At 69.6% G+C, this 13,452-nt stretch carries 12 protein-coding genes; 4 read left to right on the forward strand and 8 right to left on the reverse strand.

The annotated features are described in order from the left end of the window. The first annotated feature begins 120 nt into the window (after positions 1-120). Positions 121-915 carry an enoyl-CoA hydratase/isomerase family protein gene (locus JKL49_RS16750; RefSeq protein WP_215341878.1) on the forward strand — a complete coding sequence of 265 codons (795 nt, stop codon included), beginning with the start codon at positions 121-123 and terminating at the stop codon, positions 913-915. On the opposite strand, the gene JKL49_RS16755 is transcribed toward JKL49_RS16750, so the two are convergent. Continuing rightward, positions 902-2,023 carry a serine hydrolase domain-containing protein gene (locus tag JKL49_RS16755; RefSeq protein WP_215341880.1) on the reverse strand — a complete coding sequence of 374 codons (1,122 nt, stop codon included), beginning with the start codon at positions 2,021-2,023 and terminating at the stop codon, positions 902-904. The two genes, JKL49_RS16750 and JKL49_RS16755, sit on opposite strands and share 14 nt — an antisense overlap. 20 nt (positions 2,024-2,043) lie before the next feature. Further along, positions 2,044-2,742, reverse strand: coding sequence for a DUF4386 family protein (locus tag JKL49_RS16760; RefSeq protein WP_215341882.1), 699 nt, complete (start codon positions 2,740-2,742; stop codon positions 2,044-2,046). Between the two features lie 110 nt (positions 2,743-2,852). Here JKL49_RS16760 and JKL49_RS16765 point away from each other — a divergent pair, with 110 nt between their 5' ends. Further along, positions 2,853-3,461 carry a TetR/AcrR family transcriptional regulator gene (locus JKL49_RS16765; RefSeq protein WP_215341884.1) on the forward strand — a complete coding sequence of 203 codons (609 nt, stop codon included), beginning with the start codon at positions 2,853-2,855 and terminating at the stop codon, positions 3,459-3,461. A 188-nt stretch (positions 3,462-3,649) separates the two neighbouring features. Here JKL49_RS16765 and JKL49_RS16770 read toward each other — a convergent pair whose 3' ends face one another. Beyond that, positions 3,650-5,587: a hybrid sensor histidine kinase/response regulator gene (locus tag JKL49_RS16770; protein ID WP_215341886.1), complete on the reverse strand. Its 1,938-nt coding sequence runs from the start codon at positions 5,585-5,587 to the stop codon at positions 3,650-3,652. Between the two features lie 61 nt (positions 5,588-5,648). Next, positions 5,649-6,575 carry a helix-turn-helix domain-containing protein gene (locus JKL49_RS16775; protein WP_215341888.1) on the reverse strand — a complete coding sequence of 309 codons (927 nt, stop codon included), beginning with the start codon at positions 6,573-6,575 and terminating at the stop codon, positions 5,649-5,651. Between the two features lie 134 nt (positions 6,576-6,709). On the opposite strand from JKL49_RS16775, the gene JKL49_RS16780 reads away from it, so the two are divergent. Beyond that, positions 6,710-7,966, forward strand: a complete 1,257-nt coding sequence (locus tag JKL49_RS16780) for an adenosylmethionine--8-amino-7-oxononanoate transaminase (protein WP_215341890.1) — start codon at positions 6,710-6,712, stop codon at positions 7,964-7,966. Between the two features lie 172 nt (positions 7,967-8,138). On the opposite strand, the gene JKL49_RS16785 is transcribed toward JKL49_RS16780, so the two are convergent. From JKL49_RS16785 to JKL49_RS16795, 3 genes are all read right to left on the reverse strand, one after another. After that, a complete protein-coding gene (locus JKL49_RS16785) occupies positions 8,139-9,071 on the reverse strand; it encodes an alpha/beta hydrolase (protein ID WP_215341892.1) in 933 nt (310 codons plus the stop codon). Between the two features lie 17 nt (positions 9,072-9,088). Then, on the reverse strand, positions 9,089-10,624 hold the full coding sequence (locus JKL49_RS16790; RefSeq protein WP_215341894.1) for a long-chain-fatty-acid--CoA ligase: 1,536 nt from the start codon (positions 10,622-10,624) through the stop codon (positions 9,089-9,091). 157 nt (positions 10,625-10,781) lie between these two features. Next, positions 10,782-11,213, reverse strand: a complete 432-nt coding sequence (locus JKL49_RS16795) for a tautomerase family protein (protein ID WP_215341896.1) — start codon at positions 11,211-11,213, stop codon at positions 10,782-10,784. Between the two features lie 113 nt (positions 11,214-11,326). Here JKL49_RS16795 and JKL49_RS16800 point away from each other — a divergent pair, with 113 nt between their 5' ends. Continuing rightward, positions 11,327-11,887, forward strand: a complete 561-nt coding sequence (locus JKL49_RS16800; protein WP_215341898.1) for a TetR/AcrR family transcriptional regulator — start codon at positions 11,327-11,329, stop codon at positions 11,885-11,887. 69 nt (positions 11,888-11,956) lie between these two features. Here the strand turns inward: JKL49_RS16800 and JKL49_RS16805 are convergent, their stop codons facing one another. Continuing rightward, entirely contained in the window at positions 11,957-13,396 is a 1,440-nt protein-coding gene (locus JKL49_RS16805; protein ID WP_215341900.1) for an aldehyde dehydrogenase family protein, read from the reverse strand. Positions 13,397-13,452 lie beyond the last annotated feature (56 nt).

A 13,452-nucleotide genomic window follows, 5' to 3' on the forward strand; every position in this document is an offset into this window, starting at 1 on the left:
CAGGTGAAACCCACGAAGCGCTCCGAGTGAATCTGGGTCCCGGCCTGCGCCGGGATGAGCGGTTTTGGGGGTGGCAAGTCGGTGCTAGCCTGCTCCCAACAACAGATCAGGGAGGGCGGCATGAGCGCGCTGGTGAAGGTTTCCGACGACGGGCATGTGCGGACGATCGCGCTGAACCGGCCCGAGAAGATGAATGCACTGAGCCAGGAGCTGGCCTGGGGCGTGGTGGCCGCCGTTGACGAGGCGGCGAAGGACGACAATGTCTGGGTCGTCGCCATCACCGGAACCGGCTCGGCCTTCTGCGCCGGGCTGGACCTGTCGGGCGCAGAGCCCTATTCGCCGCATCCGGCCATGACCGCCCAGCTGGACGACATCAGCTGGGTCGGCCAGTTCCTGCTGTCGATCCGCAAGCGCTGCGACAAGCCGGTGGTGGGCGGGATCAATGGCGTGGCGGTGGGGGCGGGCCTGGGCCTGGCCATGGCCACCGACGTGCGGCTGATCAGCTCCAGCGCGCGGTTGATGGCCGGCTACACCCGCATCGGCGGCTCGCCGGACGCGGGGCTGACCATCACCCTGCCCCAGGTCATGGGCTATGAGCGGGCCATGCGCTTCATGATGGAGAACCGCACGGTCACCGGGGCGCAGGCCATCGACTGGGGCATGGCCGGCGAGGTGGTGGACGAGGCCTCTTTCGACACGCGGCTGGCGGAATACTGCGCCTCGCTGTGCGAGTGGTCGCCCATCACCCTGCGCCTGCTGAAGCGCGGCATGGTGAAGTCCTCGGAGAGCCACGACATGGAGCAGCAGCTCCGCTACGAGGTCTCCAACATCGGCCGCGCCTTTTCCAGCCAGGACGGCAAGGAGGCCCGCGCCGCCTTCCTGGAAAAGCGCAAGCCGGTGTTCACCGGGCGGTAGGGGCCGCAGGCGCGGGCGCGGGGACCAGCTCGCCCATCACGGCCCGCAGAACCTTGACCTGCGCGGCCTCGGTTCCCTCGCTGGCGGAGTTGGCGGCGACCAGGACGCCCGACTGCAGGTCGGGGAGCAGGCCGATCAGGGCGTTCCAGTAGCCGTTGGAGCCCGAGTGCGAGAGCATGCGGGTCGGCGCCCCCTTGGGCCAGGTGCGCACGCCCCAGCCGAGCGCGGCGTTGGTGTCGCCCTGAGGGGTGTGCAGCAGGCGGTAGGTCGCAGGCTTCAGCAGCTTGCCGCGCCCCTGCTCGCCGGCCATCTGGTCGATGGCGAAGAGGGCCCAGTCGGCCAGGGTCAGGCGCACTTCGCCGGCCGGGGCGACGAGGCGGGGATTGTCGGACTTCAGGCCGGTGAGCGGCTTGCCGTCCAGGTGGCCCAGCACCTCGCCGGGCTTGGCAAGTTCGTAGCTGGTGCGCATGCCGAGCGGGGCGAACACCTCCTGCCGCATCAGGGTCTCGAAGGGCTTGCCTGTGGCGCGCTCGGCGATGGCGCCGGCCAGGACGTAGCCACTGTTGGAATAGGAGCTCTCAGCCCGAGCCGGGCCGATGGGCGCCTCGTTCAGCACCAGCTTGGCGAACTCGGCGCGCTGCACCGGCAGAGGCCGGGTGTCGGCGAACGCTGAGGCCAGCAGCCCCGCGTCGACGGTGTCGTCGAGGTCGCGCAGGCCCGCGCGGTGGGAGAGCAGCTCCAGCAGGGTGACGTCCTGGAATTCCGGCCGCATCGGGGTGTCGGGGAGCAGGGTTTTCAGCGGCGTGGTCCAGGAGAGGACCCCGCGCTCCACCAGCCGGGCGATCATCGTGGCGGTCATGGCCTTGGCGTCGGAGCCGATGTGCCAGGCGTCGGTGAGCCGTGCGGGATCAGGGGAGCCCACGGCGCGGACGCCGCGCACGGCCTGGCCCTCCACCTTGCCGTCACGGATCACCAGCACGGTCATGGCCGGGATGGCGGGGTCCTGCAGGGCGCTGGTCAGCAGGGCGTCGAGGTCGGCGGCGGCGGCGGGGATCGGCGCGGCGAGCAGGGCGGCGGCGAAGGCGAGCGCGATGCGGAGCTTGTTCATATAACAGTTCTATCTGAAATTCAGGCGCGGGGCACGCGGATCAGGCCGACGCCGGTGGCGATCAGCCAGAGGGTCAGGGCCAGGAAGCCTGCGATGGTGGTGAGCGCGAAGGCCTCACCGGAGACTCCGAGCGCGACGGCCGGGCCTTCCGCCGCCCCGGCGAGCAGCAGGGCGGTGGTGGTGAGGCCCAGCAGGCCGGCGATGGTGCGCCGCTCAGCCCGCTGCAGCAGGGCGACCTGCAGGACGAAGGCCGCGGTGAGCAGCTGGCCCAGATGCTCTCCGATGGCGACGCCGCCCCAGGCGTTGAGCAGGTCGAAGGCGTGCTCGGCCGACAGCCGCGCCTCCGGCGAACCGGTCAGGTGGGCCTCCGCCAGGGCCGGGACGGCGAACACCCAGCGCGACAGACCGATGGCCTGGGCCAGGCCCGCCAGGGCGCCGCTCACCGCCGCGCCCACGGCCAGGGCCGGGCGTGCGGTCAGCCGCTGCGGGGTGATGGCCAGCGCGGTGGCCAGCGGGACCATGGCCAGGGCCGCCAGCATGAAGCCTATCCAGGCCAGGACCAGCGGCGGCCCGCCGGCGGCGAACAGGTCCAGCGCGTCCGCGGCCGGCCGGCGCAGGATGGCCGGATATTCATAGAGCGAGGCGAGCGCCGCGTAGGGGATGTTGAAGCCGACGGCGAGGGCTATGGCCGCCAAGCCGGTGATCGTCTGTCCGCGCATCTCTAGGTCTCCAGTTGGTGACAACGGCAAATATCACCGACCGGTGACATGTCAACACGATTTATCACCGACCGGTGACAACGCGCCGGAATCGGCGCTTAGCTGGCGCCATGGCCACCGACCCGAAAAGCCGCGACCGCGCGAAGACACAGACCGCCATCGTGGCGGCGGCGCGCGACGTGCTGGCCCGGGACGGCTTCCAGGGGTTCGGGATCAATGCGGTGGCCCGGGCGGCGGGCTGCGACAAGCAGCTGATCTATCGCTACTTCGGCGGGCTGGAGGGACTGGTGGACGCGCTGGGCGCCGACTTCGCCACCTGGCTGGAGGACAGCCTGGGGCCGGCCACCCCCGCCGCCACCTATGGCGAGCTTTCGGAGCGGCTCATCCTGGGGTTCATGGAGGCGCTGCGGGGCAATGTCCTGGTGCAGAGGATCGCCGCCTGGGAGATCGCCGACCCCTCCCCGCTGGTGGCCCGCCTGACCGTGGCGCGGGGCGGCGCCATGATGGCCTGGATGGCCAAGACGCGGGGCGACCTGGTTCCACCGGCAGGTGTCGACGCCCCGGCCCTGAACCTCTTCCTGATCGCCGGCGTGCAGCAGCTGGTGCTGTCATCAGCCGCTGTCGGCAGCTTCTCCGGCGTGCCGCTGAAGAGCGACGCCGACTGGGATCGGGTGCGGGCCGCCGCCGTGCGGATCATCCGGGCGGTGTATGGGGCTTAGGCCACCCCACAAATCCTCTTGAACGTCATGGCCGGGCTTGTCCCGGCCACCCATGATCTCCGTCGTTCAGCAAGCTGACCTGGCATTGGCCGCGGGGCCTGCGGTCAGGCGGAGATCATGGGTCCCCGGGATAAGCCCGGGGATGACGGATGTTTGGCCCCGCCGCCGACGCGCGCCCGCCGAGGCCCTCAATCGCGCCGCAGGACCTCCTGCATCGCACGGGCCAGGTCGTCCTGCAGGAAGGGCTTGGTCAGCCGCGCGAGCCTGGACTCGGATCCGGCCGGCAGCTCGGCGTAGCCGGTGGCCAGGATCACCGCCACGCCGGGGTGGCTGGCCGCGATCTCGTCGGCGAGCTGCAGGCCGGTGACCTGGGGCATGGCGAAGTCGGTGATCACCAGGTCAATGGTCTCGCGCTTCAGGACCGCCAGGGCGTCGCGCACCGACATGGCGGGGAAGACCGTGTGGCCCAGGTCCTCCAGCATGGCGACGGTGTTGAGCAGCACCAGGCTGTCGTCATCGACGGCCAGCACGGTCAGCGGGGCGATGGGGTGGATTTCCTCCACCGCGCCGGCGCCGGAGAAGACCTGCCGCTCGTCGCCGGCCAGCACCTGGGGCAGCCAGAGTTCGACGGTGGTCCCCTCGCCTGCCTGGCTGCGCATCACCATCCGCCCGCCGGACTGTTCGGCCAGGCCATGGATCATGGAGAGGCCAAGCCCCGTGCCCTTGCCGATCCCCTTGGTGGTGAAGAAGGGCTCGGCGGCGCGGGCCAGGGTGGCGGCGTCCATGCCATGGCCGGTGTCGGAGACCGTGAGCCGGACATAGTCGCCGGCCGGGAGCCCGATGCTGGCGCTCTCCGTCAGGGTTTCGGGGAGGGCCTCGATACGGATCGCGCCGCCGTCGGGCATGGCGTCGCGGGCGTTGACCGCCAGGTTCAGCAGGGCGTTCTCAAGCTGGTTGGGGTCGGTGCACACCAGGGGCAGGCTGCGGGGGAAATGGGTCTCGATCCGCATGGCCGGGCCGAGCGAGCGCTGCAGCAGGCTGGTCATGCCGCGCACCAGGCCGGCCAGATCCACCGGATCGAGCTTCAGTTCCTGCTTGCGGGCGAAGGCCAGCATGCGCTGGGTGAGCGCCGCGCCGCGCTGGGCGCCCTGCATGGCGTTGTCGATCAGGGGCGTGATGCGGGGATCGTGGGGCAGGCGCTTGCGCACCAGTTCCAGGCTGCCCAGGACCGCCATCAGCAGGTTGTTGAAGTCGTGAGCGATGCCGCCGGTGAGCTGGCCGATGGCCTCCAGCTTCTGGGACTGCAGCAGGGCCTCGCGGGCGTCGTCCAGGGCCTTCTGGGCGGCGCGGCGCTCGGTGACGTCGCGGGTGATCTTGGCGAAGCCGATCACCGCGCCGCCGTCGTCGCGGATCGGGTCGATGATCACGTGGGCCCAGAACTGCGTGCCGTCCTTGCGGAGCCGCCAGCCCTCGTGCTCGTAGCGGCCCTCGGCGGCGGCGGTGGCCAGGGCGCGTTGCGGGCCGCCGGCGGCGCGGTCTTCGTCGGTGTAGAAGCGCGAGAAGTGCTGACCGACGATCTCATCGGCCCGGTAGCCCTTGATGCGCTCGGCGCCGGCGTTCCAGTTGGTCACCTGGCCGTCGGGGTCCAGCATGTAGATGGCGTAGTCGGTGACCCCCTGGACCAGCAGCCGGAACTGCTCCTGGCTGGCGCGCAGGGCGGTCTCGGCGATCCTGCGCTCCGTAAGGTCGCGGGTGATCTTCGCATAGCCGATCAGGCTTCCATCCTCGGCGCGGATCGGATCGATGATCACGTGGGCCCAGAACCGACTGCCGTCCTTGCGGATCCGCCAGCCTTCCTTTTCGAAGCGGCCCTCCTCGGCGGCGGTCCGCAGGGCGGCGGCCGGCGCGCCGGCGGCGCGGTCCTCTTGCGAATAGAAGCGGGAGAAGTGCTGGCCGATGATCTCGGCGGCGGCATAGCCCTTGAAGCGCTGGGCGCCGGGATTCCAGCTGGTCACCCGGCCGTCGGGGTCGAGCATGTAGATGGCGTAGTCGGTGATGGCGTCGATCAGCAGCCTGTAGCGGTTCTCGTCGGTCAGCGACGGCGCCACCTGCTCCTGGTCGTCCATGCAAGAAAGTCCCCTCAGCCGGCACTAAACGGATGAGGGCGATCAGGGTTCCGCAGAAGCGCTAGACGCCAGTGGGCCGCACGCCCAGCTCGGCCAGGCGGGCGAGATAGGCCTCGGTGCGGGCGGTCAGTTCGCCGATGCCGGCCAGCACCTGGGGGCGGGCGCTGACCCGCTCGGGGACGATCACGCCGCCCCCCGACTTCTCCAGCAGGCCTTGCTCCATCAGGCGGCGCACGTGGCGGCGCGTGGTCTCGTAGGGCAGGCTCAGGGTCTTGGCGACGGCATAGACCGAGACCGGCTCCCGCTCGCCGTCGGAGGGGCCCACCGGCACGTCGGGATAGGCTTCGGGAGCGTAGGCGTGCTGCTCGATATTGACGAAGGACACCGCGCGCATGACCAGGGCGGCCAGGGCGTCCACCTCCAGGGTACGGCCGATCAGGGCCAGGACGTCGAGGAAGTAGTTGACCCCCAGGCGCACCACCTGACGGCTGACATCCCCCAGAGGATCGCCGCTGATGGGGGGGGTGGCGGAGCCGCCGGCGCTGTTCACCAGGTCTTGGGTCAGGGCCCAGTGGGCGGAGACCGCCTCCAGCATGCCGGGATACAGGAAGGCGCTGTTGGGGATGATCAATCCGCCGGGAACGGCTTCGCACAAGCCTTCCTTGCGCAGCTTGGCGGCGTGGCGGCGGACAGTCTCGTACGGAATGCCCAGTTCCTTGGCGATGGCGTAGACGGTGACCGGCGTTCGCTCGCTGTCTGGCGGAACGGCGTCCATCGCCGCGTAGCGCATGGCGCGCGCCGGGTCCGTGGTGAACACGCGCATATTGGCCCGTGCGATCGACAGGAAGGTAAGCGTCGTCACCAGGTCACGGTCCACGGCCTTGTCCAGCAGGCGGACGATATTGAGGAAGTATTCCGCGCTCTGCCGGGCGGTCAGCCGGCGGCTGTCGATCGGCGAGGACGCCGAATCTTGAGGCGGATGAATCATTTCCACAGCTTAGGCCCCGTCGCGGACCCGGTACACAACATGGGTATCTGGGGTTGCATGGTGGATCATCGGCGGCTTGCCAGGGCCGGGCGGCGCTCACTACCAAGCTCGCCACATCCGCGGAGGACACCCCCATGCCCCAGTGGCTCACCGACGGCGCGGCCCATGTCTGGCGCCCCTATTGCCAGATGAAGACCGCGCCCGCGCCGCTGGCGGTGGCGCGGACGGACGGCGCGCGGATCATCCTGGAGGACGGCCGCGAGCTGGTGGACGGGATCGCCAGCTGGTGGACCGCCTGCCACGGCTACAACCACCCCCACATCCGGGCCGCCGTTACGGCCCAGCTGGAGCGCGCGCCGCACGTGATGTTCGGCGGCCTGGCGCATGAACCGGCCTATCGGCTGGCCTCCCGGCTGGCGGCCCTGCTGCCGGGCGAGCTGGACCATGTGTTCTTCGCCGAGAGCGGCTCGGTGGCCGTCGAGATCTCGATGAAGATGGCCCTGCAGTACTGGATCAACCGGGGCGTGGCGGGGCGCACCAAGTTCGTCAGCTTCCTGGGCGGCTATCACGGCGACACGCTGGCCACGATGACCATCTGCGATCCCGAGGAGGGGATGCACGGCCTGTTCGCAGGCGTCATGCCGGCGCAGCACGTCGTCGCCATGCCCCGCGACCTCGGCAGCGAGGCGGCGCTGGACTCCCTGCTGAGCGCGAAGGGTTCGGAGATCGCCGCCCTGATCGTCGAGCCCCGGGTGCAGGGGGCCGGCGGCATGGTGCTGCACGACGACAGCGTGCTGGCGACCCTGCGACGGCTGGCCGACAAGCACGGCCTGCTGCTGATCTTCGACGAGATCTTCACCGGCTTCGGGCGGACCGGCGACCTGTTCGCCTGCACAGGCTCTGGCGTCATTCCCGACATCGTGACGCTCTCCAAGGCGCTGACCGGGGGCACCTTGCCGCTGTCGGCGGCGATCGCCAGCCGGCGGGTGTTCGAGGCCTTCTGGTCCGACGACGCGGGCGCGGCCCTGATGCACGGGCCGACCTACATGGCCAATCCGCTGGCCTGCGCGGCGGCCAACGCCTCGCTTGACCTGTTCGAGGACGGGGCCTGGAAGGCCGATGTGGCGCGGATCAATGCCGCTCTCGCCGAAGGCCTGGAGCCCTGCCGGAAGGCGCCGGGCGTCGTGGACGTCCGCACCCTGGGCGCCATCGGGGTGGTGGAGTTCGAGGACGCGGTGGACACCGGCGACCTCTGCGTGAAGTTCGCCGAGCGCGGCTGCTGGATCCGGCCCATGGGCAAGGTGGTCTACCTGACCCCGCCGTTCGTGACGTCGGACGCCGAGCTCTCCCGGCTGACCGGGGCGATTTGTGAGGTGGTTGCGGGCTCTTAGCCTTCTCCCCTTGCGGGAGAAGGTGGCCGGTCAGCGACCGGTCGGATGAGGGGTCGCGCTCCCCTATCCGCGCGCATCCAGCCGCCCTAACCCGAGAGGCCTATCGACCCCTCATCCGACCCTGCTTCGCAGGGCCACCTTCTCCCGCAAGGGGAGAAGGTTTCTCTTTGCCCTAGGCCAACGCCGCCTTCAGCGCCGCCGCGACCTCATGCGCCGCCACGTCTATGGCCGGGGAGACGTCGCCCATGATCAGGAAGTCGTGGACCATGTCGGGGTATTCCTTGTGGGTCGCCTTGACGCCCGCGGCATTGAGCTTGGCGGCGAAGTCGCGGCCTTCGTCCTTCAGGGGATCGTAGCCGGCGGTGACCACCAGGGCGGGCGCGACGCCGGCCACATCGGCGGTTCCCAGCATGGCGCGGTGAGCCTGGGGGTGGCCGAGGACCGCCAGGCACTTGTCGAACCAGGCCAGCGCCGCCTTGGTCAGGACCGGACCGTCGAGGGTCTTGCGCGACTGGGTTTCAACCTCGGGCCAGATGCCCGGATAGAGCAGCAGCTGGAAGGCGATCTTCCGCGTCGGATCGTTCTTCATGTCGACGCTGATCGAGGCGGCCAGGTTGCCGCCGGCCGAGCAGCCGCCGACGGCGATGCGGGCCGGATCGACGCCGATCTCCGACGCGTGGTCGAAGGCCCACTTGGTGGCGGCCAGGCAGTCGTCGTGCCCCGCCGGGAAGGGATGCTCGGGCGCCAGGCGGTAGTCGATGGCCAGGACCCGGATGCCGGCATAGGCGGCCATGCGGCGGCAGTGGCCATCGTGGGTCTCCAGGTCGCCGATGGCGAAGCCGCCGCCGTGATAATAGACCAGCAGCGGGGTCACGGCCGGGGCATTGGCCGGCACGTAGAGCCGGGCCGGGATCGGGCCTTCGGCGCCGTCGACCTTGATGTCCGTGGCGGTGACGTCCTTGGGCGCGTTCAGGTTCTGGGCCTGGCGCTGCATGCGGTAGCCGGCGCGGATCATCTCCGGCGGGATGGCGTCCAGCGGCGGCGGCGTCTGGCCCGCCGCGGCGGCGTCGGCGGCGTCGAGCATGGCTTTGATGTGCGGATCCATGGGTCTCTTTCCTTGTGTCAGCCGACCTGGCGGTCGCGGCCTTCCCAGTAGGGGGCGCGCAGTTCGCGGCGCAGCACCTTGCCGGAGGGGTTTCGGGGCAGGACGTCGATGAAGTCGACGCTCTTGGGGACCTTGTAGCCGGCGATCAGCGGCCGGCAGTGGGCGATGATGTCGGCGGGGTTTCCGACGGCGCCGGGCCGCAGCACCACCATGGCCTTCACCGCCTCCCCCCAGCGGTCGTCTGGCACGCCGACCACGGCGGCGTCGGCCACATCGGGGTGGGCGAAGAGGGCGTTCTCCACCTCGGCCGGATAGACATTCTCGCCGCCGGTGACGATCATGTCCTTCACCCGGTCGTGGATGAACAGGTAGCCGTCGGCGTCGAAGAAGCCGGCGTCGCCCGAGCGGAACCAGCCCTGCGCGTCGATGGCCTGGGCCGTGGCGTCCGGGCGGTTCCAGTAGCCCTTCATGATTCCCGGCGAGCGGATCTCGATCTCGCCGACCTCGCCGGTCTGCGCGTCGCGGCCATCGAGGCGGATGCGGACCTCGTAGCCCGGCGAGGGCTTGCCGCAGGCGCGCAGCTTGCCGAGCTTGGGATCATGGGCCGAGGGCGGCAGATAGGCGCCGCCGCCGATGGTCTCGGTCAGGCCGTAGAGCTGGGAGAACTCCGAGCCGAAGCGGTCCTGGGCGCGCTTGAGCACCTCCTCAGAGATCGGCGAGGCGCCGTAATAGACGTGTTCAAGGGTGGAAAGATCCGCGGTCTCCATGCTCGGATGCTGCAGCAGCATGTTGATCAGGGCCGGGGCGAGGAAGGCGTGGCGGATCCTGTGCTGGCCGGTCAGGGCCAGCAGCACCGCGGGATCGACCTCGCGCATGATCACCGTGCGCGCGCCCTGCAGCAGGGCCAGCATGCCCAGATTGGCGCCGGCCACATGGAACAGCGGCATGGCCACCAGGACCCCGTCGCCGGGCTCGAACCTGGCCCAGACCTTGGTGGCCCCATCGAAGCAGTGGGCGTAGTTGGTCTCGGTGAGCTGGACGCCCTTGGGCAGGCCGGTGGTGCCCGAGGTGTAGAGCTGGATGACGTCGTCTTCGGGCCGCGGCGCGAGGTGCGGGTCGGTGGCCGGTTGCGTCGAGAGCCAGGCGCGGAACTCGTCGCCGAACACGATGGTGGTCGTGAGGTCGGGCAGGTCGAGGCCGGCCAGGAGGTCGGTATAGTCGGAGCCCGCCACCACCAGGCGGCAGCCGGCGTCCTTGAGGATGAACTCCACCTCCGGCGGGGCCAGGCGCCAGTTGACCGGGGTCAGGCAGACCCGGGCCTTCAGGCAGCCGAACCAGAGGACGAAGAAGTCGTCATTGCCCTTGGACAGGGTCCCGATGCGGTCGCCAGGCTTGGCGCCCGCCGCGATCAGGGCCTGGGCGCAGCGCGAGGACAGGGCGTCGAGTTCGCCATAGGTGGTGGCGGCGCCCTCGAACCACAGGGCCTGGGCGTCGGCGCGCACGCGTCCATGATGACGGGCGACGTCGGCCACGCTCGAGATGTCCTGGGACATCGATCCTCCCGGCTCGCCGGCCCCTCAAGGCGGGGGCCCGGCGCATCTGAATTCGCACCAGATGGCCGGGTTGGCAACGGGCGCCGCCGCGTCAGGCCGGGCGAGCGGGATGAGGAAAAGTGGGAACCGGTTTTCCGCCAGCATCCCACTCCACTTTTTATGCCGCCGGGAGATCGTAGGGGCTGGCCTTGTTCTCGCTGATCCAGCGGGCCTCGGCGTCGGAATTGGCGGGCGGCGGGCGCAGGCCCTGGATCGACCAGAGGTCGAAGGGGGTCTCGTCGATGTGGAATTCCCAGTCGAAGCCACGGTCGCGGATATAGGGCGCCATGGCGTCATCGCAGGCCTTGATCCACCAGGCCTTGGCCTCCGGGGTCGGCAGGGTGCGGGCGATGTGGTCGACCCAGATGCGCACGAAGTTATCCGCCGGCTCCCCGCCCACGAAGAAGGAGTCGGCCGGCACGGGCTGGAACACCACGCCGACATAGAACTTCGGCAGGCGGCTGTAGAGGGCGGTGATCGCCTGGGACAGCGCGTGCTTGTCCTGCACCGAGAAGGCGTTTTCGGGGTGGTAGATTTTCCAGAGCGGCATGGGTCCCTCCAAGCTTTATAATGATGACCATCATCATAAGGGCGGCGTGGCGGATTGATCAAGCCCCGTCGGGATTCTATTGATGACGTCCGTAAGCAAAGAGGAGGTTCGAGATGCGCATCAGCCGCGAGCAGGCGCAGGAGAACCACGACAGGGTGGTGACCACGGCGGCCAAGCTGTTCCGCGAGCGGGGCTTCGACGGGGTGGCGGTGGGCGACCTGATGAAGGCCGCGGGCTTCACCCACGGGGGTTTCTACAACCACTTCAAGTCCAAGGACGAGCTCTCGGGGGAGGCCCTGGACCAGGCCTTCCGCCAGATGGACGCGCAGCGGGCGCGGGTGGAGAGCCTGGACGAGCTGCTGACCCAGTACCTGTCGGACGCGGCGCGCCGGGCGCCGGGCCGCGCCTGCCCCGCCGCCGCCCTGGCCGGGGACGCCTCGCGTCAGGGGGCGCCGGTGAAGCAGGTCTTCGCGCAGGGCTTCGAGCGGATGGTGGCCTCGATGGCGGACCGCCTGCCCGAGGGGCCGCAGGCGCGTGGCGAGGCCATCGCCCTGCTGTCGCGCATGGTGGGCGCGCTCGCCCTGGCCAGGGCGATGCCGGAGGATTCTGATCTGGGGAGAGAGGTGCTGGCCGCCGCGCTGGCCGGCTGCCGGAAGGATGTCGCGCGCGCCTGAGGGCGGGGCGAACCAAAAACCCCCGGAGCCTAAGCTCCGGGGGTCTGGAAGATCAGATTGTGACGCGGACTATTCCGCGGCGGGCTTCGGCGCGTAGCCGAGGATCGCCTTGGTTTCCAGGAACTCGTGGAAGCCGAAGTCGCCCCACTCGCGCCCGTTGCCGCTCATCTTGTAGCCGCCGAAGGGGGCCATCATGTCGCCGCCGCCGCCGTTGATCGAGACCTGGCCGGCGCGCAGCTTCTTGGCCACGTCGCGGGCCTTGGAGAGGTCCTCGGCCTGCACATAGGCGGCCAGGCCGTACTCGGTGTCGTTGCCGACATCGATGGCCTGTTCCAGCGTCTCGTAGCCGAGGATCGACAGCACGGGGCCGAAGATTTCTTCCTTGGCGATGGTCATCTCGCTGGTGACGTTGGCGAAGATGGTGGGCTTCACATAGTAGCCCTTGTCCAGGCCGTCCGGACGGCCGACGCCGCCGGAGACCAGGGTCGCCCCCTCGTCGATTCCGGCCTGGATCAGCTTCTGGATCTTGTTGAACTGGACCTCGGAAACCACGGGACCCAGCTGGCTGTTGCCGTTCGGGTCGCCGACGGTGACGGTGGAGACCGCCTCGCGGGCCACGGCGATCGCCTCATCCATGCGGGTGTGCGGGACCAGCATGCGGGTCGGCGCGTTACAGGACTGACCGGAGTTGGTCATCATGGTGGCCACGCCACGGCCCACGCCCTTGGCGAAGGCGCCGTCGTCCAGAACGATGTTGGGGCTCTTGCCGCCCAGTTCCTGGGCCACGCGCTTGACGGTCGGGGCGGCGTTCTTGGCCACCTCGATGCCGGCGCGGGTGGAACCGGTGAAGGAGACCATGTCCACTTCCGGGTGGCTCGACAGCGGGACGCCGACGCCGAGGCCGTCGCCCTGAACCATGTTGAACACGCCGGCCGGAACGCCCGCGGCATGCATGATCTCAGCGAAGATGTGGCCCGAGAACGGGGCGACTTCCGAAGGCTTCAGCACCATGGTGCAGCCCGTCGCGATGGCCGGGGCCACCTTGCAGACGATCTGGTTCAGGGGCCAGTTCCAGGGGGTGATGAACCCGCAGACGCCGATCGGCTCCTTCACGATGAGGGTCGGACCGCGGTCTTCCTCGAACTTGAAGGTCTTCAGCACTTCCACGGCGGTGGCCAGGTGGCCCATGCCGATCGGAACCTGGGCGCGCTGGGCGAGGTTGGCGGGGGCGCCCATTTCCTCGGTCACGGCGGTGGCCAGGTCGCCGAAGCGCTTCTGGTATTCGGCCAGGATGCGACCCAGGACTTCCAGGCGCTCCTCACGGGTGGTCTGGCTCCAGGCCGGGAAAGCGGCGCGGGCGGCCTTGACGGCCTTGTCCACGTCGGTGGCGTTGCCCAGCGAGATCTTGCCGCAGACTTCTTCGTTGGCGGGGTTGATGACGTCGAGGGTCTTGGCCTCGGTCGGCTCGACCCATTCACCGTTGATGTAGAACTTCAGGTACTCGCGCATGGGCGTCCTCCCGGGATTTCGTTGATGGTCTCGCCGGCAGGTCGCCCCCCGACTTC

Source organism: Phenylobacterium glaciei, assembly GCF_016772415.1.
GTDB classification, from domain to species: domain Bacteria; phylum Pseudomonadota; class Alphaproteobacteria; order Caulobacterales; family Caulobacteraceae; genus Phenylobacterium; species Phenylobacterium glaciei.